This is a genomic window from Buchnera aphidicola (Mindarus abietinus) (assembly GCF_964059085.1).
In the GTDB taxonomy this organism is placed as follows: Bacteria; Pseudomonadota; Gammaproteobacteria; order Enterobacterales; family Enterobacteriaceae; genus Buchnera_A; species Buchnera_A aphidicola_C.
In genome coordinates, this window is the sequence record NZ_OZ060398.1 from 75,364 (window position 1) to 94,507 (window position 19,144).

19 protein-coding genes and 1 other RNA gene are annotated in these 19,144 nt (G+C 23.7%); 14 read left to right on the forward strand and 6 right to left on the reverse strand.

What is annotated here, in order from left to right; all coding sequences use genetic code 11:
* Positions 1–323 precede the first annotated feature (323 nt).
* From AB4W62_RS00355 to AB4W62_RS00370, 4 genes are all read left to right on the forward strand, one after another.
* A complete protein-coding gene (locus tag AB4W62_RS00355; RefSeq protein WP_367679976.1) occupies positions 324–671 on the forward strand; it encodes a flagellar biosynthetic protein FliO in 348 nt (115 codons plus the stop codon).
* On the forward strand, positions 655–1,425 hold the full coding sequence (gene fliP, locus AB4W62_RS00360) for a flagellar type III secretion system pore protein FliP (RefSeq protein WP_367679977.1): 771 nt from the start codon (positions 655–657) through the stop codon (positions 1,423–1,425). The genes AB4W62_RS00355 and fliP overlap by 17 nt, the downstream gene beginning before the upstream one ends.
* Positions 1,426–1,497: 72 nt before the next feature.
* Positions 1,498–1,752 (forward strand): flagellar biosynthesis protein FliQ, encoded by a 255-nt coding sequence (gene fliQ / locus AB4W62_RS00365; protein WP_367679978.1) that lies wholly within the window; start codon positions 1,498–1,500, stop codon positions 1,750–1,752.
* A 14-nt stretch (positions 1,753–1,766) separates the two neighbouring features.
* Positions 1,767–2,522, forward strand: a complete 756-nt coding sequence (locus AB4W62_RS00370) for a flagellar biosynthetic protein FliR (RefSeq protein ID WP_367679979.1) — start codon at positions 1,767–1,769, stop codon at positions 2,520–2,522.
* 39 nt (positions 2,523–2,561) lie between these two features.
* On the opposite strand, the gene rpmG is transcribed toward AB4W62_RS00370, so the two are convergent.
* From rpmG to ppa, 3 genes are all read right to left on the reverse strand, one after another.
* A complete protein-coding gene (gene rpmG / locus AB4W62_RS00375) occupies positions 2,562–2,732 on the reverse strand; it encodes a 50S ribosomal protein L33 (protein WP_343152864.1) in 171 nt (56 codons plus the stop codon).
* A gap of 40 nt (positions 2,733–2,772) precedes the next feature.
* Positions 2,773–2,997, reverse strand: a complete 225-nt coding sequence (gene rpmB / locus AB4W62_RS00380) for a 50S ribosomal protein L28 (protein ID WP_367679980.1) — start codon at positions 2,995–2,997, stop codon at positions 2,773–2,775.
* Positions 2,998–3,096: 99 nt separating this feature from the next.
* A complete protein-coding gene (gene ppa, locus AB4W62_RS00385) occupies positions 3,097–3,636 on the reverse strand; it encodes an inorganic diphosphatase (protein WP_367679981.1) in 540 nt (179 codons plus the stop codon).
* Positions 3,637–3,907: 271 nt separating this feature from the next.
* Here ppa and pmbA point away from each other — a divergent pair, with 271 nt between their 5' ends.
* Complete coding sequence (pmbA, locus tag AB4W62_RS00390) at positions 3,908–5,251, forward strand: metalloprotease PmbA (protein WP_367679982.1); 1,344 nt, start codon at positions 3,908–3,910, stop codon at positions 5,249–5,251.
* A gap of 43 nt (positions 5,252–5,294) precedes the next feature.
* Here the strand turns inward: pmbA and rnpB are convergent.
* An RNA gene (rnpB, locus tag AB4W62_RS00395) (RNase P RNA component class A) lies at positions 5,295–5,664 on the reverse strand.
* Between the two features lie 313 nt (positions 5,665–5,977).
* Between rnpB and AB4W62_RS00400 the strand changes: the two genes are divergently transcribed.
* The 4 genes from AB4W62_RS00400 to dapE all read left to right on the forward strand — a co-directional run bounded on the left by AB4W62_RS00400 (position 5,978) and on the right by dapE (position 11,629).
* Positions 5,978–7,210 (forward strand): beta-ketoacyl synthase N-terminal-like domain-containing protein, encoded by a 1,233-nt coding sequence (locus tag AB4W62_RS00400; protein WP_367679983.1) that lies wholly within the window; start codon positions 5,978–5,980, stop codon positions 7,208–7,210.
* A 157-nt stretch (positions 7,211–7,367) separates the two neighbouring features.
* Positions 7,368–8,318: a transaldolase gene (gene tal, locus AB4W62_RS00405; protein WP_367679984.1), complete on the forward strand. Its 951-nt coding sequence runs from the start codon at positions 7,368–7,370 to the stop codon at positions 8,316–8,318.
* A gap of 66 nt (positions 8,319–8,384) precedes the next feature.
* A complete protein-coding gene (gene tkt / locus AB4W62_RS00410; protein WP_367679985.1) occupies positions 8,385–10,382 on the forward strand; it encodes a transketolase in 1,998 nt (665 codons plus the stop codon).
* A gap of 116 nt (positions 10,383–10,498) precedes the next feature.
* A complete protein-coding gene (gene dapE / locus AB4W62_RS00415; RefSeq protein WP_367679986.1) occupies positions 10,499–11,629 on the forward strand; it encodes a succinyl-diaminopimelate desuccinylase in 1,131 nt (376 codons plus the stop codon).
* 316 nt (positions 11,630–11,945) lie between these two features.
* Here dapE and dapA read toward each other — a convergent pair whose 3' ends face one another.
* Positions 11,946–12,833 carry a 4-hydroxy-tetrahydrodipicolinate synthase gene (dapA, locus tag AB4W62_RS00420; RefSeq protein ID WP_367679987.1) on the reverse strand — a complete coding sequence of 296 codons (888 nt, stop codon included), beginning with the start codon at positions 12,831–12,833 and terminating at the stop codon, positions 11,946–11,948.
* Between the two features lie 382 nt (positions 12,834–13,215).
* Between dapA and bcp the strand changes: the two genes are divergently transcribed.
* A complete protein-coding gene (gene bcp / locus AB4W62_RS00425; RefSeq protein ID WP_367679988.1) occupies positions 13,216–13,689 on the forward strand; it encodes a thioredoxin-dependent thiol peroxidase in 474 nt (157 codons plus the stop codon).
* Positions 13,690–13,868: 179 nt separating this feature from the next.
* Here the strand turns inward: bcp and aroC are convergent, their stop codons facing one another.
* Entirely contained in the window at positions 13,869–14,933 is a 1,065-nt protein-coding gene (gene aroC, locus AB4W62_RS00430; protein WP_367679989.1) for a chorismate synthase, read from the reverse strand.
* Positions 14,934–15,135: 202 nt separating this feature from the next.
* Between aroC and smrB the strand changes: the two genes are divergently transcribed.
* The 4 genes from smrB to hisC all read left to right on the forward strand — a co-directional run bounded on the left by smrB (position 15,136) and on the right by hisC (position 19,126).
* Positions 15,136–15,666: an endonuclease SmrB gene (smrB, locus tag AB4W62_RS00435; RefSeq protein ID WP_367680130.1), complete on the forward strand. Its 531-nt coding sequence runs from the start codon at positions 15,136–15,138 to the stop codon at positions 15,664–15,666.
* 175 nt (positions 15,667–15,841) lie between these two features.
* Positions 15,842–16,744, forward strand: coding sequence for an ATP phosphoribosyltransferase (hisG, locus tag AB4W62_RS00440; protein WP_367679990.1), 903 nt, complete (start codon positions 15,842–15,844; stop codon positions 16,742–16,744).
* A 5-nt stretch (positions 16,745–16,749) separates the two neighbouring features.
* The gene (gene hisD, locus AB4W62_RS00445) at positions 16,750–18,069 is read left to right on the forward strand and encodes a histidinol dehydrogenase (RefSeq protein WP_367679991.1); all 1,320 of its coding nucleotides are present in this window, start codon (positions 16,750–16,752) and stop codon (positions 18,067–18,069) included.
* On the forward strand, positions 18,059–19,126 hold the full coding sequence (gene hisC, locus AB4W62_RS00450) for a histidinol-phosphate transaminase (RefSeq protein WP_367679992.1): 1,068 nt from the start codon (positions 18,059–18,061) through the stop codon (positions 19,124–19,126). Before hisD ends, hisC begins: the two co-directional genes overlap by 11 nt.
* The last annotated feature ends 18 nt before the right edge of the window (positions 19,127–19,144 follow it).

The following is a 19,144-nucleotide window of genomic DNA, read 5'->3' on the forward strand; positions in this document are numbered from 1 at the left end:
AAAAAAAGAAAAAAAAACTATTTTTTTTTGTATAATTTTTAGAAAAAGATCTTTAAGTAAAAAAAAACTTTTTTTAAAAATACAAATTAAATAAATATTGTTTTATAAAATAATAATTTTATTTAACTAAGAATATTTAATAATTTAAAAAATAGAATTTTAGCTAATAATAAAACTATTTAAAAAAATAAAATAAGTTAAATTTATTTAACATTTTAAAAATATTTGTTTTATATTAAATAATATTAATGATATTTTTATATCAAATAATTTAATATTATAATTTTTTTAACATTATAAAAAGTATATTGGGTAAATTATTTATGCATGAGATGAAAAAAATTTTGAATATGTACTCTATTTTTTTTAAAAAAAATATTATTGAATATAAAAATTTTTTATTAATATTAATATTAATATGTTTATTTTTGTTTATTTTTTTTATTTTTAAAAAAGAAAATATTTTTAAAAAAAAAAAACATATTAAAATTATTTCTAAAACTTTTATAGGTTTAAATAATTACATATTAATTATTGAATTTTATCAAATAATACTTGTATTGGGTATAACTAAAAATAATATAACATGTTTGCATAAAATCTTACCTGAATACAGAATACATGACAAAAATTTATCTGTTAAAGGTGATAAAAATGCTAAAAAAAAGTAATAGTTATTTTTTTAGAAAATTTAATTTTTTTCCATTATTTTATTTTTTTTCTTTCTTTTTTTCATCATCAGTTTATGGAAAAAATTCGAACGCTATTCTCGATAATGTCTTAAATAATAATAATGAATATTTTTCATCTTCTATAAAAATATTTATAATTATAGCGTTGTTAACATTTTTTCCGGCTGTTTTGTTAATGATGACTAGTTTTACTAGAATTATCATTGTTTTCAGTTTGTTAAGAAATGCGTTAGGTATACCTTACTCTCCTTCTAATCAAATAATAATTGGTCTTTCTTTATTTTTAACATTTTTTATCATGTCTCCTGTTTTTAATCAGTCATATAATGAAGCTTATATTCCTTTTATTGAAAATAAAATTTCAATAAAAAAAACTTTTCATAAAAGTATAAAACCTTTTAAAGAATTTATGTTAAATCAAGTAAAAGAATCTGATCTTATAGCATTTTCTAATATTTCTCATACATTTGTATTTAAAAAAAAAGCAGATGTTCCTATGAATATTTTATTACCATCTTTTATTATAAGTGAATTAAAAACTGCTTTTCAGATAGGATTCACTATCTTTATTCCTTTTTTAATTATAGATTTGGTAGTAGCTAGTGTTTTGATGTCTTTGGGCATGATGATGGTACCTCCATCAACTATTTCTTTGCCTCTTAAATTAATGCTTTTTGTTTTAGTGGACGGATGGCAATTATTAGTTCTTTCATTAGTAAATAGTTTTAATTAATAATTAATATTAAAATTTTTTTTTAACTAAAATATTTTCTTTAAATGTTAAAAAAAATAAAAAAGGAATCGTATGTCTTCTGAATATATTTCTTTAATTTTTCATGAAGCTTTAAAAGTGATTCTGATGTTATCTTTACCACTGTTATTAGTTTCATTAATTACAGGATTAATTATTGGCGTTTTACAAGCTGTAACACAAATTAATGAACAAACTTTATCTTTTATTCCGAAAATGTTTTCGGTAATTATCACTTTGATTATTTTAGGGCCTTGGATGCTAAGAATTATAAAAGATTATATATATTTTTTATTTAATAACTTTTAACTGAATAATTAAAAATGTTAAATAACTATTTAGAAGAGCTATTAAGAGAATCCAATTCTTTTATTTATTCTTTAATAAGAATTTTTTCATTTATAATCATAGTTCCAATTTTAGGTAATAAGGTTATAAACTATAAGATTAAATTTTTACTTTCAATATTAATTAATTATTCTTTGGAAGTTAATAAATTTTATTTAAATTTTTCATTATTTTCATCGAAAGGAATTTTAACTTTAATAGAACAAATTCTGATCGGGTGTGTAATGGGCTATTTTTTTGTTTTATTTTTTTCAATATCTAGAATAGCAGGAGAAATAATAAGTGTACAGATGGGATTATCTTTCTCTGCTATATTTGATCTGAATTCTCGTTTAAATAGTTTAATTCTTTCAAGATTAATTAATTTACTTACAAATTTTTTATTTCTTTCATTTAATGGACATATTATAATAATAAAAATTATTGTTAAAAGTTTTCAGATTTTTCCTATACAAAATATTTTTTTTTCAAAAAAAATATTTTTTAATTTAGTTATTTTTTTTGGTCCAATATTGTTACAAAGTTTAATGCTCATATTTCCTATTTTAATATGTTTATTGTTGATAAATATTATTATTTCTTTTTTAAATCGTATTTGTTTTCAGTTATCTATTTTTTCAATTGGCATTCCTATTACATTATCTATTGGAATAATAATGTTGTTATATTTTATTCCGATAATTTCTTCAGTATATGAAACATTTTTTTTTAACTTATTAGATAAATTATAATTTTTTATTGTAGATTTTTTTAAATTTGATAATAAAAAATTATTTTTTTATTTTTTTTTCAATGTATAAAACATGTTTTTTAATTTTAGGATCGTATTTTTTTAGTTCTAGTTTTTTTGGTTTAGATCTTTTGTTTTTTGTAGTGGTATAATAATGTCCTGATCCACTAGAAGATACTAGTTTTATTTTTTCTCTAACTTTTTTAGCCATAAATTCTCCATATTTTTCTTATGTTGTATATGTATTAATTTTATATTTTTTTTTCTTTTTTTAAAAAATAAAGTATACCTTTTTTATCAATTAAACGAATAGCTTTGGTTGATACTCTCAATTTTATAAATTTTTTTTGTTCGCTAACCCAAAATCTGTGTACCTGTAGATTTGGTAGGAATTTTCTTTTAGTTGCATTCATTGCATGAGAACGATTGTTTCCTGACATTGGTTTTTTTCCGGTAATTTTACAAATCTGCGACATTTTTATGTTTCCTAAATAAAAATACAAAATTTTAAAAAAAATAATTTTTAGATATAAGAAATATTTTTTTTAAAAAATAAGTGATAGCTATTTTAAAATTTACATAGAAGAATTTTTTTTATTTTTTTTTAAAGAAGAGAAAATTTCTTTTTTTGCTTCTTCACAGTTAGACCATTCTATATTTTTAACCCATTTTCCAGATTCTAAATCTTTATAATGTGAAAAAAAATGTATAATTTTCTTTTTTAATGTTTTTGAAAGATCATCTATATCCTTTATATGATTATATCTATCACTAATTTTTTCATCAGGAACAGCAATAATTTTATTATCTTTTCCTGATTCATCAATCATTTTTAATAGACCTATAGGTCGGCATAAAATTACAGAACCTGGTAGGATGGGGTAAGGTGATGGAACTAAAGCATCCAAAGCATCTCCATCTTGAGACTTTGTTTTATTTATATACCCGTAGTTACAAGGATAAAACATAGGAGTAGAAATAAAACGATCAACGAATAGAACACCTGTTTTTTTATCAACTTCATATTTTACAGGTGTTGAATTAGCAGATATTTCGATAACAACATAAATATTTTGGGGAACTTTTTTTCCAGCAGGAATAATATTTAAATTCATAATTTTTCTTAATTTTTTTATTAGTCTCATTAATAATATTAATATCAATTATTATTTATAATAGCAAAAAAAATGGTAAAAAAACAATTTTTTATTTTTTGATTTTATAAAAATTTAGTATTTTCAATTTTAATTAAATTAATTTTTCGTTTCTAGAATTAAACTTCTAGCACTAATAAGAAATATTTGATAAAGTTTTGTTAGAAACTACGTACCTTTTAAAAAAAATGCTTTTCTTAAATTTTTTTTTTAAATAAAAGGAATTTTTATAATGAATATTTTTCATTCGGTAAGTACAGAAGAACAATTATTAAAAGATAAGATAGTAACGATTTTGGGTCTAATTAAAAATAGAGTTGAAAATGCAGCTGTAAGTATTACAAGAATCACAGGTATTAATATAAATATACGATTTGGAAAATTAGAGAATATAGAATTTCATAACGAATCTAATTTAACTATTACAGTTTTTAATAAAAATAAAACAGGCACTGCTTATTCCTCTGATTTAAGTATTAATGGAATTAAAAAAACTATAGAAGGAGCTATTAATATTTCTAAATATACAACGCAAGATGTTTTTTCTGGCTTACCAGAAGTAGAGTTATTAGCATTTAAAGTAAAAAAAATTAATTTGTTTTATCCCTGGATTTTTGACTTAAAAAAAGCTAAAAATTTAGCAATATTAGCTGAAGAGACATCTTTTAAATTTGATAAAAAAATTGTAAATTCTGAAGGAAGTTCTTTTAATGCTTACGTAACTACAAAAGTATTTGGAAATACTTATAATATGATTCAATCATATCATACTAGTCAGTATTCTTTATCAAGTTGTGTAATAGCAAAAGATAAAAATGATATGCAAAGAGATTATGAATATTCTCTTGTAAGAGATATGAAAGATATAAAAAGTCCAGTTTGGATAGGAAAAAAAAGTGCAAAAAAAGCTTTATCTCGATTATCTCCTACTAAAATTAAAACAATGAAATCTTCTATTATTTTAAATCCTGATGTAGCAGCGGAAATTTTATCGTCTTTTTCTTTTGCAATTAGTGGAGAAAATGTATATAAAAAATCAACATTTTTATTAAATTACTTAGAAAAAAAAATATTTCCTGATTGGTTAAATATTCATGAAGACCCAAATTTAAGCAAAGGAATAGAATCTAAACCATTTGATAATGAAGGAGTCAAAACTAAATTCCGTTATATAGTTAAACAAGGAATATTGAGAACATGGTTATTAAATAGTTATTCAGGTAGAAAATTAGGGAAATTAAGCACTGGAAACTCAGGAGGAATTCATAATTGGATAGTTACTCCTGCTTTAAAAGTAAATTTCAGTAGTTTACTAAAGATTATGAAAACAGGATTATTTATAACCGAATTATTAGGTGATGGAATTAATTTAATTACAGGTGATTATTCATATGGAGCAGTAGGATTTTGGGTATCAGATAGTAAAATTCAATATTCTGTTAGTGAAATTACTATATCGGGAAATTTAAGAGATTTATTTCTTAATATAGAAAGTATAAGTGATGAGCTAAATAATAGAAATTGTATACAATGTGGTTCTATATTAATATCAGATGTTCAAATATCAGGAATTTAAGAAAAATAATTTTTTTATTTACTTTTATATAAAATTTTAAAGAAAAAGAAGTTGACCTATAAGCCGGGTTTTGTTTTAGGTAGTCATTTCTCTAGACTAACAATCGCTTGTTAGTTCAAGCAGCTTACCCAGGTTTTTAAGTAAGGGCTATAACTTTTTTTACCTTATTTAGCTTTGCTCCAAGTGGAGTTTACACTGCCAAAATTATTACTAATTTTGCGGTGAGCTCTTACCTCACCTTTTCACCCTTCCCGAATTATAAATATTTTTTTAAAAAATCGGAGGTTTTTTTCTGTTGCACTATTCGTAGGTTCACACCTCCCAGACATTATCTGGCACTTTTAGCCCTTTAGAGCCCGGACTTTCCTCTCCTAATAAATATTTAAATTAGCAGCGACTACCCGGTCAACTTCTTTAGTAGAAATATATATTTTTTTAAAGAAAATATATTTTCGTATTAAGAATGTTTTAAATAAAATTTTATCATATATTATTAGATATAAATATCTTTATGTGCTTTTATTTGGTTTAGAAAAAGTTTTAATAAACTATTGATTAATAATTATTAAAAAAAAATTGGTTTTTTTAAAAAAAATATTTTTTCAAATTTAAATATAAAAAAAATTTTTTTTAATTTTGATTATTATCAGTAAATTAATTTCAAAAAAAATTAATTATTTTTTTTGATTATGTATAAATAAATATTTATTATAAGGTGTATTAAATGTGAAAAGAGTTGTTATTACAGGATTAGGAATTATTTCTAGTATTGGAAATAACGTTCAAGAAGTATTGCTAGCATTAAAAAAGCAAAAATCAGGAATAATTTTTTCTGATTTTATGAAAAAAATAGGTATGAGTAGTCAAATTTGCGGTAATATAAAATGCAATCTAGATATGTTTGAAAAAATTTATAAAAAAAATATTCGGTTTATGAATACTTCTTCAGCATATGCATATTTAACAATGTTAGAAGCAATTAAAGATTCTAATCTTACAGTAAACATTTTTAAAAAAAATTCTCGGGTAGGACTTATAACAGGTTCTTCGATGAATCAAGAAAATAGATATGATCTATTGAATGGAAGAGAGAATAAAAATATAAAAAGAAAAAAATTCCCTAACACATATTCTTTATTACAAACAATGACATCAAATTTATCAGCTTGTCTTTCTACTTTTTTTAATATTTATGGAATTAGTTATTCTATTAGTTCTGCTTGTTCTAGTTCAGCACATTGTATAGGAAATGCCTATAATTTAATTCAAACAGGAAAACAAGATATTATTTTTGCTGGGGGTGCTGAAGCATTAAGTAAAGAATTAATGTTAAAATTTGATGCAATGAAAGTATTGTCAAAAAAAAGAAATAATATACCTGAGAAAGCTTCTAGAGCTTATGATATTGATAGAGATGGTTTTATCATATCCGAAGGATCAGGAATAATAGTATTAGAAGAATTAAGTCATGCTTTGTCTAGAAATGTTGAGATATACGGAGAAATCATAGGATATGGATTTAGTTCAGATGGAAAAAATATGGTTAAACCATCAGCAAAAGGAGCAATTAGATGCATGAAATTAGCTTTAAGTACAATTAATTTTCCTATTGATTATTTAAATACACATGCAACATCTACAAAAATAGGAGATGTTTCTGAATTATTGAGCGTTAAAAAAACATTTGATAAGAAAAATATTCCACTAATTTCTTCAACTAAAAGTTTAACAGGTCATGCGTTAGGAACGGCTGGAGTACATGAATTAATTTATTCTATTTTGATGTTAAAATATAATTTTATTGTTCCAAGTATTAATATTTCTAACTTAGATCCTATTGCTAAAGATTTTCCTATAGTTCAAAATTTTAGACAGTTTAATCTTAAAACTATTATGTCTAATAGTTTTGGATTCGGAGGGACTAATGTTTCTTTAATTATAAAAAAATTTTTTTCTTAATTTTTTTTTAAAAAATATTAAATATTATTTAAATTTTTTTTAAAAAAAATTTTTTTGAAAAAAAATATTTTTTTATTAAGTTTTATTTATATCTTACTATAACAGTTTTATTTTTTGAATATAAATATTTAATTTTAAAAAGAGGTTTTTGTTTATAATGAATCAATTACAAAGTTTAAAGAAAATTACGACCGTTGTTGCTGATACAGGAGATATTAAATTTATTCAAAAGTATCAACCAAAAGATGCGACTACTAATCCAACACTTATTTTACAAGCTATTAATTTGCCTTGTTATCAGAATCTTATTATTTCTGCTATAAAATATGCTAAATTAATAGGTGGAAATTATCAAAAAAAAATTACTAATGCCAGTGAAAAAATTTCAGTTTTAATTGGTTCAGAAATATTAAAATATATACCAGGAAAAATTTCTACAGAAGTAGATGCTAGGTTATCTTTTAATAAAGAAGCATGCATTGAAAAAGCAAATTCAATCATAAAAATGTATGAAGAAGAAGGTATCAATCGATCTAAAATTTTAATTAAATTAGCAGCTACTTGGGAGTGTATTTCTGCAGCTAAAGAATTGAAAAAAGACAATATTAATTGCAATTTAACCTTATTATTTTCTTTTGCACAAGCTAGGGCTTGCGCAGAAGCGGAAGTTTTTTTAATCTCTCCTTTTGTAGGAAGAATTTATGATTGGTATCAATCAAAGATTCCTAATAGTATTTATTCAGTTAAAACAGATCCAGGAGTGTTATCTGTTCAAAAAATTTTCAATTATTATAAAGAAAACAATTATAAAACAATTATTATGGGTGCTAGTTTTAGAAGAATAGAACAAATATTAGCATTAGCCGGATGTGATTATTTAACAATTTCTCCTCCTTTATTAAAAGAATTAGAGAATAATATAAAAAATGTAAAGCAAGTTTTAAATTATAAAAAAAAATGTTATAAAAATAGAAAAATTTTATCAGAATCTGAATTTAGATGGGATCATAATCAAGATTCTATGGCTGTTGAAAAATTATCAGAAGGCATTCGAAAATTTGCTCAAGATCAAGAAAATCTAGAAAAAATATTGTCAAAAAAATTTTAGTTTTTTTATTTAATTTTATTTTTTGAACTTTTTTTAAATAGTTAAAACAACTTTTTAAGGATTAATATGTATTCAAGAAAAGAATTGGCTAATGCAATTAGAGCATTAAGTATAGATATGGTTGAAAGGGCTAACTCTGGTCATCCTGGAGCTCCTATGGGTATGGCAGATATAGCAGAAGTATTATGGAGAGATTTTTTTAAGCATAATCCTTTAAATTCAAAGTGGGCAAATAGAGATCGATTTGTTCTTTCAAACGGACATTCTTCTGCTTTATTATACAGTCTTTTACATCTTACAGGTTATAATTTATCCATAAAAGAATTAAAAAATTTTAGAAAATTAGGTTCAAAAACGCCAGGACATCCTGAATTTGGTTGTACAGAAGGTGTTGATATTACAACAGGTCCATTAGGGCAAGGATTAGCTAATGCAGTTGGAATGGCTATATCTGAGCGTACTTTAGGTGCCTATTTTAATCGAAAAAATTATTCTATAGTAGATCATTATACTTGGGTGTTCGTAGGGGATGGTTGTTTAATGGAAGGAATTTCCCATGAAGCTTGTTCATTAGCAGGCACATTAAGCTTGGGAAAATTAATAGTATTTTATGACAGTAATAAAATATCCATAGATGGCCCGGTTATAAATTGGTTTAGTGAAAATACAAAAAAACGTTTTGAAGCTTATAATTGGCATGTGGTAGAAGCAGATGGACATAATACTTTATCAATTTCTAATGCAATCAGAGCAGCTAAACAAAATATTAATAAACCATCATTAATTATTTGTAACACAATCATTGGATTTGGTTCACCTAATAAAGCTAATCAAGAAATTGTTCATGGTGCTCCTTTAGGAAAAATTGAATTAGAATTAACAAAAAAAAATATGGGTTGGAAATATTCAGATTTTTTTATACCTAAAGAAATATATTCTCTTTGGAATGCTGAAAAAAAAGGTAAAGAAATAGAAGAAAAATGGAATAATATTTTTAAAAATTATGAAAAAGAATATCCTGATTTAGCATTAGAGTATAAAAGAAGAATAAATAATTTACTTCCAAAAAATTGGAAGAAAGAAATAAATAGTTTAATTAGTACTTTACAGGAAAATTCTGAAACTATTGCTACAAGGCAAGCATCGCAAAAAGTTTTATCATTCATTGGAAAAATATTACCAGAATTAATTGGTGGTTCTGCTGATTTATCTCCTAGTAATTTAACAATTCATCATAATTCTGTTTCTATCAAAAACAATCATAATGGAAATTATATACATTTTGGAGTTAGAGAATTTGGAATGACAGCTATTTCTAATGGAATTTCAGTTTATAGAGGTTTTATTCCATATACTGCTACTTTTTTAGTTTTTTCAGAATATGCAAAAAATGCCATTAGAATGTCCGCATTAATGAAAACTAAACAGATTTTTATTTATACTCATGATTCCATAGGACTAGGAGAAGATGGTCCAACACATCAACCTATTGAACAGTTAACACATTTACGATTAACTCCAAATTTAAGTGTATGGAGACCTAGTGATCAAGTTGAAACTGCTGTAGCATGGAAGTGTGCTATAGAAAACGAAAGCGGTCCCACTGCTTTAATTCTATCTAGGCAAAATTTAATTCAATTTAATAGAAATAAAGAACAATTAAAAAATATTTCTAAGGGAGCGTATATTATTAAGGATACTGATAAAAATAAAATTGATTTAATTTTAGTTTCAACAGGTTCTGAATTATCTTTAACATTAGAAGTATCTAAAAAAATTGATTCTTTAGGATACTCTAGCAGAGTAATATCAATGCCTTCTGCAGATACATTTGATAAACAAAATATAGAATATAAACAATATCTTTTTCCTGAAAAAGTTATAAAAAGAGTAGCTATTGAGGCTGGAATAACGGATTTTTGGTATAAATATGTTGGTTTAAATGGAAAAATAATAGGGATTAATAGATACGGAGAATCAGCTGCTGGTGAAGTTTTATATTCTGAATTTGGATTTACAATAGAAAATATTGTGAATAAATTAAAATTAATATTAAATAAATAATTGGATATTCTAATTTTCTGATTTTTTTTTAAAATAATGATTCTATTTAAAACATTAGATATATATTAATAGTATTAAATAAAAAAATATTAATTTTTTATTTATTAAGGCATTTAATGAAAAAAAATTTTATTGTTGAATTAGCAAAACAATTAATTTCTATACCCTCTATAAGTCCAGCAGATTTGGGTTGTCAAGAAATTATTTCAAATAGATTAAGGTCTATAGGATTTACTGTAGAACATATAAATATTAATAACACTTCGAATATCTGGGCTTTTAGAGGAAAAGGAAAAAATTTAACATTTGCAGGACATACAGATGTTGTATCTGCTGGAAAAAAAAATTTATGGAAATTTCCTCCATTTAGTCCTACTATTGAAAATAATACACTTTTTGGAAGAGGCGCGGTTGATATGAAGGGTGCTTTAGCTGCAATGATAATAGCAGCTGAAAATTTTATTTATTTAAATCCTAATCATAAAAATCGATTATCTTTCTTAATAACTTCTGATGAAGAATCGCTCGCAATTGATGGAACTAAAGCTGTTATAAAAAAATTGATATCTAGAAAAGAAAATATAGATTACTGTATTTTAGGAGAGCCTTCTAGTAATATTAAAGTAGGTGATTCTATAAAAAACGGTAGAAGAGGTTCAATAACAGGGTATTTAAAAATTTTAGGCGTTCAAGGACATGTAGCTTATCCTAAATTTTCAGATAATCCTATTCATAAATCTATTTCTTTTTTAAAAGAATTAATTTCGCATGAATTTGATAAAGGAAATGATTTTTTTCCGTCTACAAATATGCAGATAGTTAAAGTTGAATCTAATTCAAATTCGGAGAATTTAGTTCCAAATGAGTTACTTATAATATTTAATATTCGATTTAGCCCGGTTATTACCGTTCAAGAAATAAAAAAATATTTTCAAAAAATATTACTTAAATATAAAATAAAATATTTTATTGACTGGAAATTATCAGGTCTTCCATTTTTTTCTACTCCTGGAATATTAACAAAAGTAGTTACTAAAGCTATTCAATATACTAATAAAATTACACCTATATTATCAACAGCAGGAGGAACTTCGGATGGTCGATTTATCTCTTTAACAGGTGCTGAAATTATTGAATTAGGACTTTTAAATAAAACTATTCATAAAGTTAATGAGTGTGTTGAAATAGAAGATTTATGTATTTTGAGTAAAATATATGAATATATTATGAATAAATTAGTTGCTTAAATTATTTTGTGTAAATAAATATTGTTACTACTTACATAGTATAAATTTTTATTATACGGAGCATTATTATAATGCTCCGTATAAGATTCTATCTATTGTTAATAACAATAATTTTTCATTGAATTTATTTATCAAAGTTCAATTAAGTTAGTTTTACGGTTATTAATATATAATTGTAAATATAAATTTTTTTATTTTTTAATTCAAATTATATAATTTAAGCATGTTTAAAAGGAAATTTTTAATTTAAAAAAATATTTTTTGTATATACAAAAAATATTTTTGAAATTTAATAAGATACTCTTTTTCAATTCGATTATTCTGAAGATAATAAATTTATTTTTTTTAAAATATTTTTTAAAGCAATTTTAGTAGAATTAGAAATTTGAATCATTGGTAGTCTAAGAGTATCAGTTAATATTAAATTAAGCTTTTTAGCTGCCCATTTAATAGGCATTGGATTTGGTTCGATAAATAAAATTTCATGTAAATCTGTTAATTTTTTATTAATTTTTTTAGCAGAATTAAAGTCTTTTTTTAAAGCTAACTTACACATTTCTGACATTTCTTTTGCTGCTATGTTCGCAGTTACTGAAATTACTCCATCTCCTCCTAATTGTATAAAATCAAGAGCACTAGAATCATCTCCACTGAATAATAAAAATTTTTTAGAAACATAATTTCTAATATTATTTACTCTTGATAAGTCCCCGGAAGCTTCTTTTAAACCTATAATATTTTTTAGTTTAGATAATTTAATTACAGTCTTAGGTAATAAATCACAACCTGTTCGTGAAGGTACATTATAAAGAATTTGTGGAATTTTAGTATTTTCAGAAATTAATTTAAAATGCTGATATAAACCTTCTTGAGTAGGACGGTTATAATAAGGAGTAACACTTAAACAACCAGAAATTCCAGAATTTTTTAATCTTTTAGTTAATGATATTGCTTCCGATGTTGCATTAGCTCCTGTACCAGCAATAATAGGAATTTTTCCATCAGCTATTTCCACAGTATGCATAATTAAATTAAGGTGTTCATTTTGATTTAAAGTAGCTGATTCTCCAGTTGTTCCAACAGATACAATAGCGTTTGTTCCGGACTTAATATGATAATTAATTAATTTTTTTAAACTATTTTTACAAATATTTCCTTTTTCATCCATTGGAGTAATAAGAGCTACAATACTTCCTTTAAACATTTTTAATTTTTCCCAAAGGTAAATTTTATATAGCACGTTTGAAAAGGTATGTAAAAAGCAAGTAGAAGATTGTATGCTTAACACATAATTAATTTTATTAAATTTAAAACAATTTTTTTAAACAAAACTAAAGATTTTTTTTGATGGTATTAAAAAAATCTTACTTTTTATTTTTCATACTTAACATATTTATATCTTTCTTAAAAATTTTAATAATAGTTTTATGATACAGAAAATTTGAATTTTTAGAAAGATATAATGATATTATCAATATAATAGCATTTTTTACTTTTTTAATTTAGATTTTTTTATAATCAATATTATTGATTAAAAAAAAATATTTTTATATTTTTTTATTAATTATTAATGCGGAGAAACATTAGTGAAAAAATTAGAAGTTGGAGATATGGCCCCGAAATTTTTTTTATTAGATCAAGATAATGCTTTAGTATCTTCAGATCATTTTTTAGGGAAAAATGTATTACTTTTTTTTTATCCTAAAGCTATGACTCCTAGCTGTACAATACAAGCATGTAATTTAAGAGATAAATTAGAAAATTTTAAATATTTTAATACAGAAATTATTGGAATAAGTACTGATAAACCAAAAAAATTGCTAAGATTTATGGAAAAGGAAATGTTAAATTTTACCTTACTATCAGACTTTGAACATAAAGTAAGTAAAAAATTTGGTGTTTGGAAAAAAAAAACTTTTATTGGAAAAGATTATTATGGAGTTGATAGAACTAGTTTTTTTATTGATTCTACCGGTTTTATTAGAAAAATATTTAATAATTTTCAGGCTAATACTCATCATGAATTAGTCTTAAACTATATTAAGTTAAATTTACGTTAAATAATTTATTATTAATTTTTAAAAAAATAAATTTTTTAAAATAATTTAATTGTTTTAAGTAGAAAAAATGCTACTAAATTATTAGTTTAGTAGCATTTAAATTAAAAAAAATTATAAATTTATATGAAAATTTATGTTTTTAAAGAAAAAATAGGTACTGAAATTTTAATTTAATAAAATTAAATTTTATTACATTGAGCTCTATATCTCAATAAATGATCCATTAAAACAATAGCGACCATAGATTCAGCAATTGGAACTGCTCTAATTCCTACACAAGGGTCATGTCTTCCTTTAGTAGAAATTACACTATTATTTCCATAAATGTCTATTGTTTTTCCAGGAATTCTAATGCTAGAAGTTGGTTTCAAAGCAATTGTTGTTAGAATAGGTTTTCCATTACTAATTCCACCGAGTATTCCCCCAGCATGATTACTTATAAATTTTTGATTATTAATTTCATCTCTATGTTGAGAACCTTTTTGGTTTATTACAGAAAAACCATCTCCTATTTCTATCCCTTTAACGGCATTAATGCTCATTAATGCATGAGCTAAATCAGCGTCTAATCTATCAAATACTGGTTCTCCTAATCCAACTGGAACATTTTCTGAAATTATAGTTATTTTTGCTCCAATAGAATTTCCTTCTTTTTTTAATAATCGTATGAAACTTTCAATTTTTTTAACTTTTTTAGAATCAGCACAAAAAAATGGATTATTTTTAACTTCATCCCATGATTTTAAGTCACAAATAATATTTCCTAGTTGAGCTAAATATCCTCGAATAAGAATATTATGTTTTTCAAATAAATATTTTTTAGCTATTGCACCAGCTGCAACTCTCATAGTTGTTTCTCTAGCTGAAGAGCGTCCTCCCCCTCTATAATCTCTAATACCATATTTTTTATAATAGGTGTAATCTGCATGACCTGGACGAAATAAATTTTTATTATTTTCATAATCTTTTGATCTTTGATCGGTATTATGGATAAGTAATCCAATACTAGTACCAGTAGTAATTCCATTAAATAACCCTGATAAGATTTGTACTTTATCTTCTTCTTTTCTTTGGGTTGTATATTTAGAACTTCCTGGTTTTCTTCTATCAAGTTCTTTTTGCAAATCTTTTTCGGATATTTTTATTCCTGGAGGCACGCCATCAACAATACAACCTAATGATTCTCCATGTGATTCTCCAAAAGTAGTAATACAAAAATTTTTTCCAATAGTATTTCCGGCCATTTTGAAATCCTTGTTTATATTTAATAATAAGCATATTGTTTTTTTAATTTAAAAAAAATTTTTTTTGCTGTAGTATTAATATACTTTTTTATAATAAAATTATTATAATTAGTTTAATTTTTTAAAAATCTTATTTTATTTAAGATAATTAAAAGCTTAATAATATTTTTGTATGAAAAGTATAATGGTAATTAAAAAAATTATGGAAAACAATAAAACATTTTTATTAAGTGATTTTTCATTATTTCGAAAATCTTTAAAAGGTATTAATGAAATAAAACAAGATACAATATTTCATTATAAAAATTCTTATGAAAAGAATTCTGTATTTTTAAAACGTAAAATATTTGAGCATGATTTGAATTCTCATTTATTATCGAACAGTAAATTAACTCATAAAGTAAAGAATAATCCTATTTCATATGTACGAAATATAAGTGAAAAAAATAAATTAAAAAAAATAAAAAAAGGAAAATATATTCCTGAAATTACTCTTGATTTGCATGGTTTAAATCAATTGCAAGCCAAGAAAGAATTAGGAATATTAATTTCTGTCTGTCTTGAAGAAAATATATTTTGTGCATGTATAATACATGGACATGGAAAAAATATTCTTAAAAAACAAACTTCTTTTTGGTTATCTCAACATCCAGATATTATTGCTTTTTGTCAAGCGCCTAAAAGTTTAGGAAATTCAGCAGCGTTAATTGTTTTAATTGACTGTTTAATTTAAATTTTTTTTATTTTTTTCATTTTTCTAAAAAAATTTATTTTTTTATTTACATAAAATTTTTTTTTATTTTAAATAAAAATTATTAATTTTAAATAATTAATAATTCTTTTTTGTTTTTTATAAAAAATACATTTTTCTTAAAAAATTTATTAAATTTACTAAATAAGGAAAAAAAATGCTAGAGAAAAATTCTCGTGTTCGAATTGCTATGCAAAAATCAGGCAGACTAAGTGACGATTCTAAAAAATTATTAACTCGTTGTGGGATTAAAATTAATTTACAACAAAAAGGTTTAATTGCTTTTGCTGAAAATATGCCTATTGATATTATGTATGTTAGAGACGACGACATTCCTGAGTTAGTTATTCAAGGAGTAGTTGATTTAGGAATTGTAGGAAAAAATGTATTAAAAGAAAATTTTTTAAATAGAAAAGAAAAATTAAAAAAAAATTTATATAATATATTATGTGATCTTGATTTTGGAACATGTAGATTATCATTGTCAATTCCATTAAATGTAAAGTATTGTAATATACAATATTTTCAAAATACGCGTATAGCTACATCTTATCCTAATTTGCTAAAGAATTTTTTAGATAAAAAAAAAATTCAATTTAAATTATGTTCATTAAATGGATCTGTGGAAGTTGCTCCAAGGTTAAATTTGGCTGATGCTATATGTGATTTAGTTTCTACAGGTGCTACTCTTAAAGAAAATGGACTATATGAAGTAGAAACAGTTTATATTTCTTCAGCTTGCCTTATTAGTAGATTAGGAAAAATGTCGATTTTTAAGGAAAATATAATTAATAAATTAATAACACGTATTCAAGGTGTTATTAAAGCAAGAGAATCTAAATATATTATGTTACATGCTCCAATTTCTAAGTTAGACAAAGTTGTTTCATTATTACGAGGAGCTGAAAATCCAACAATTTTAAAATTAGCAAATGATAAAACAAAAGTAGCTATGCATATGGTTAGTAGCGAGACTTTGTTTTGGGAAACTATGGAAAAATTAAAAAATTTAGGTGCCAGTTCTATATTAGTTTTACCAATTGAAAAAATGATGGAATAAATAAAATGATACAAAGAAATATTATTATTTGGGATAAATTAAATTTAGAAGAGAAACAAAAAGTTCTAACTAGACCTCATTTAAAAAATTCGAATTTAGTTAGTCAAACAGTTTCTAGTATTATTAATGATGTAAAACAGTTTGGAGATAAAGCAATTAAAAAATATACTAGAATATTTGACAAACTTGAAATAGAAAATTTTCTTTTAAATCAAGAAAACGTTTCTATTGATTCAATAAATATAAAAAATAATGTCAAAAATTCTATTTTAATTGCTTTTAAAAATATAGAATTATTTCATAAATTGAAAAATAAATTAAAAAAAGAAGTAGAAACACAACCTGGAATTAAATGTTCTAGATTAGTATTACCAATTCAATCGGTTGGATTATATGTTCCAGGTGGTTCTACATCTTTATTTTCTACTGCTTTAATGTTAGCAATACCAGCTAAAATTGCTAAATGTAAAAATATTGTTATTTGCTCTCCTCCTCCAATTTCTCGTGAATTATTATACGTAGCTAAATTGTGCGGAGTACATAAAGTATTTCAAGTTGGTGGTGCTCAAGCTATAGCAGGATTAACATTTGGGACTGAAACAATTCCTAAAGTTGATAAAATATTCGGTCCAGGAAATGTATATGTTACAGAAGCAAAATTACAGGTAAGTAAATCTTTTTATAATGTTGATATTGATATGATAGCTGGACCATCAGAATTATTAATACTTGCTGATTATACAGCTAATCCTGAATTCATCGTGGCTGATTTATTTTCTCAAGCAGAACATGGTCCTTCTTCTCAAGTTTTATTAGTTACTTCATGTAAAAAAATAGCCACATTAACTTTATCTATTTTACTAAAAAAATTAGAGTTTTTTTCTGATGTACATGTAATTAGAAAATCAATTATGAATAGTAGAATAATTTATTCAGAAAGTATGGAAGAGTGTATTAGCATAGTAAATAGATATGGTCCTGAACATTTAATTATTCAAACAAATTCACCTAAAAAAGAATTGAGTAATATTAACAACGCAGGTTCAATTTTTCTAGGGAAATGGTCTCCCGTTTCTGCTGGAGATTACGCGTCAGGAACAAATCATGTTTTACCTACTTCAGGTTCTGTAAATACTCGTTCTGGGTTATCAGTTTCGGACTTTCAAAAACAGATTACAGTACAGGAATTAAGTAAACAAGGATTAAAAAATTTATCGAGTACTATTCAAACATTAGCTAAGCAGGAAAAAATGAATGAGCATTCTAATGCTGTACAAATTAGGATAGATAGTTTTAATTTATTAAAGGAAAATTATGATATTTAATATTAAAAAATTAGTTCAACCTCATCTACGTAAATTTCTTCCTTATCAATCTGCTAGAAGAATAGGGGGTAAGGGAGATATATGGTTAAATGCTAACGAATCACCTTTTTCTATTAACTATTTAACAAAAAAAAATAATTTAAATAGATATCCTGAATGTCAACCTAAAAATGTTATATTAAAGTATGCAAATTATTCAAAGGTTAATGTTAAAAATATATTAGTAACTAGAGGATCGGATGAAGGAATAGATTTACTAAATAGAACATTTTGTATACCGAATAAAGATTCAATTATGATTTTCCCGCCGACCTACGATATGTACTCGGTTTCTGCTAGAATAATGGGAATTAATGTTAAACAAGTTCCATTACTAAAAAATTGGAATCTTGACATATTAAATATTAAATTAAATATTAAAAATGTAAAAATAATTTATCTATGTAGACCAAATAATCCTACTGGAAATTGTTTTGATGATAAAATTTTAAAAAAAGTATTAGAAATTGCTGATAGAAAGGCAATTGTAGTAGTCGACGAAGCATATATTGAATTTTGTTATAATAAAACTATTACTTCTTGGTTATACGATTATTCTAATTTAGTTATATTAAGAACATTTTCAAAAGCGTTTTCTTTAGCAGGTCTACGATGTGGATTTCTTTTAAGTAATGAAAACATAATTAAAATATTATCTACGATAATACCACCCTATCCTATATCTACTCCTACTTCAGAAATAGCAGAAGAAGCGTTAAATAAAAAAAATATTAATACTATTAAAAATAATATAGTTTTATTAAACCAAAATAAAGACTGGTTAATACAATCTTTAAAAAATAATATTTTAGTTGAAAAAATATGTCATAGTGAAGCTAATTATATTTTAGTAAAATTTTATCTTTCAGATAAAGTATTTACATTTCTTTGGAATGAAGGAATTGTAGTTCGTAATCAAAGTGAAAAAACTAATTTGAAAGGATATTTAAGAATTTCTATTGGAACAAAAAATGAGTGCAGAAAATTGATTGATTCTTTAAATTTATTAAAATTATAATTTCATTAGGCTTATTAT

Bases quoted from the DNA above. Each gene is read 5' to 3' on its own strand.
- AB4W62_RS00370 (WP_367679979.1), top strand. From the start codon at position 1,767: ATGTTAAATAACTATTTAGAAGAGCTATTAAGAGAATCCAATTCTTTT.
- fliP (WP_367679977.1), top strand. From the start codon at position 655: ATGCTAAAAAAAAGTAATAGTTATTTTTTTAGAAAATTTAATTTTTTT.
- fliQ (WP_367679978.1), top strand. From the start codon at position 1,498: ATGTCTTCTGAATATATTTCTTTAATTTTTCATGAAGCTTTAAAAGTG.
- smrB (WP_367680130.1), top strand. From the start codon at position 15,136: ATGGAAAACAATAAAACATTTTTATTAAGTGATTTTTCATTATTTCGA.
- AB4W62_RS00355 (WP_367679976.1), top strand. From the start codon at position 324: ATGCATGAGATGAAAAAAATTTTGAATATGTACTCTATTTTTTTTAAA.
- hisC (WP_367679992.1), top strand. From the start codon at position 18,059: ATGATATTTAATATTAAAAAATTAGTTCAACCTCATCTACGTAAATTT.
- dapA (WP_367679987.1), bottom strand. From the start codon at position 12,833: ATGTTTAAAGGAAGTATTGTAGCTCTTATTACTCCAATGGATGAAAAA.
- tal (WP_367679984.1), top strand. From the start codon at position 7,368: ATGAATCAATTACAAAGTTTAAAGAAAATTACGACCGTTGTTGCTGAT.
- hisG (WP_367679990.1), top strand. From the start codon at position 15,842: ATGCTAGAGAAAAATTCTCGTGTTCGAATTGCTATGCAAAAATCAGGC.
- ppa (WP_367679981.1), bottom strand. From the start codon at position 3,636: ATGAATTTAAATATTATTCCTGCTGGAAAAAAAGTTCCCCAAAATATT.
- aroC (WP_367679989.1), bottom strand. From the start codon at position 14,933: ATGGCCGGAAATACTATTGGAAAAAATTTTTGTATTACTACTTTTGGA.
- dapE (WP_367679986.1), top strand. From the start codon at position 10,499: ATGAAAAAAAATTTTATTGTTGAATTAGCAAAACAATTAATTTCTATA.
- pmbA (WP_367679982.1), top strand. From the start codon at position 3,908: ATGAATATTTTTCATTCGGTAAGTACAGAAGAACAATTATTAAAAGAT.
- rpmG (WP_343152864.1), bottom strand. From the start codon at position 2,732: ATGGCTAAAAAAGTTAGAGAAAAAATAAAACTAGTATCTTCTAGTGGA.
- tkt (WP_367679985.1), top strand. From the start codon at position 8,385: ATGTATTCAAGAAAAGAATTGGCTAATGCAATTAGAGCATTAAGTATA.
- rpmB (WP_367679980.1), bottom strand. From the start codon at position 2,997: ATGTCGCAGATTTGTAAAATTACCGGAAAAAAACCAATGTCAGGAAAC.
- hisD (WP_367679991.1), top strand. From the start codon at position 16,750: ATGATACAAAGAAATATTATTATTTGGGATAAATTAAATTTAGAAGAG.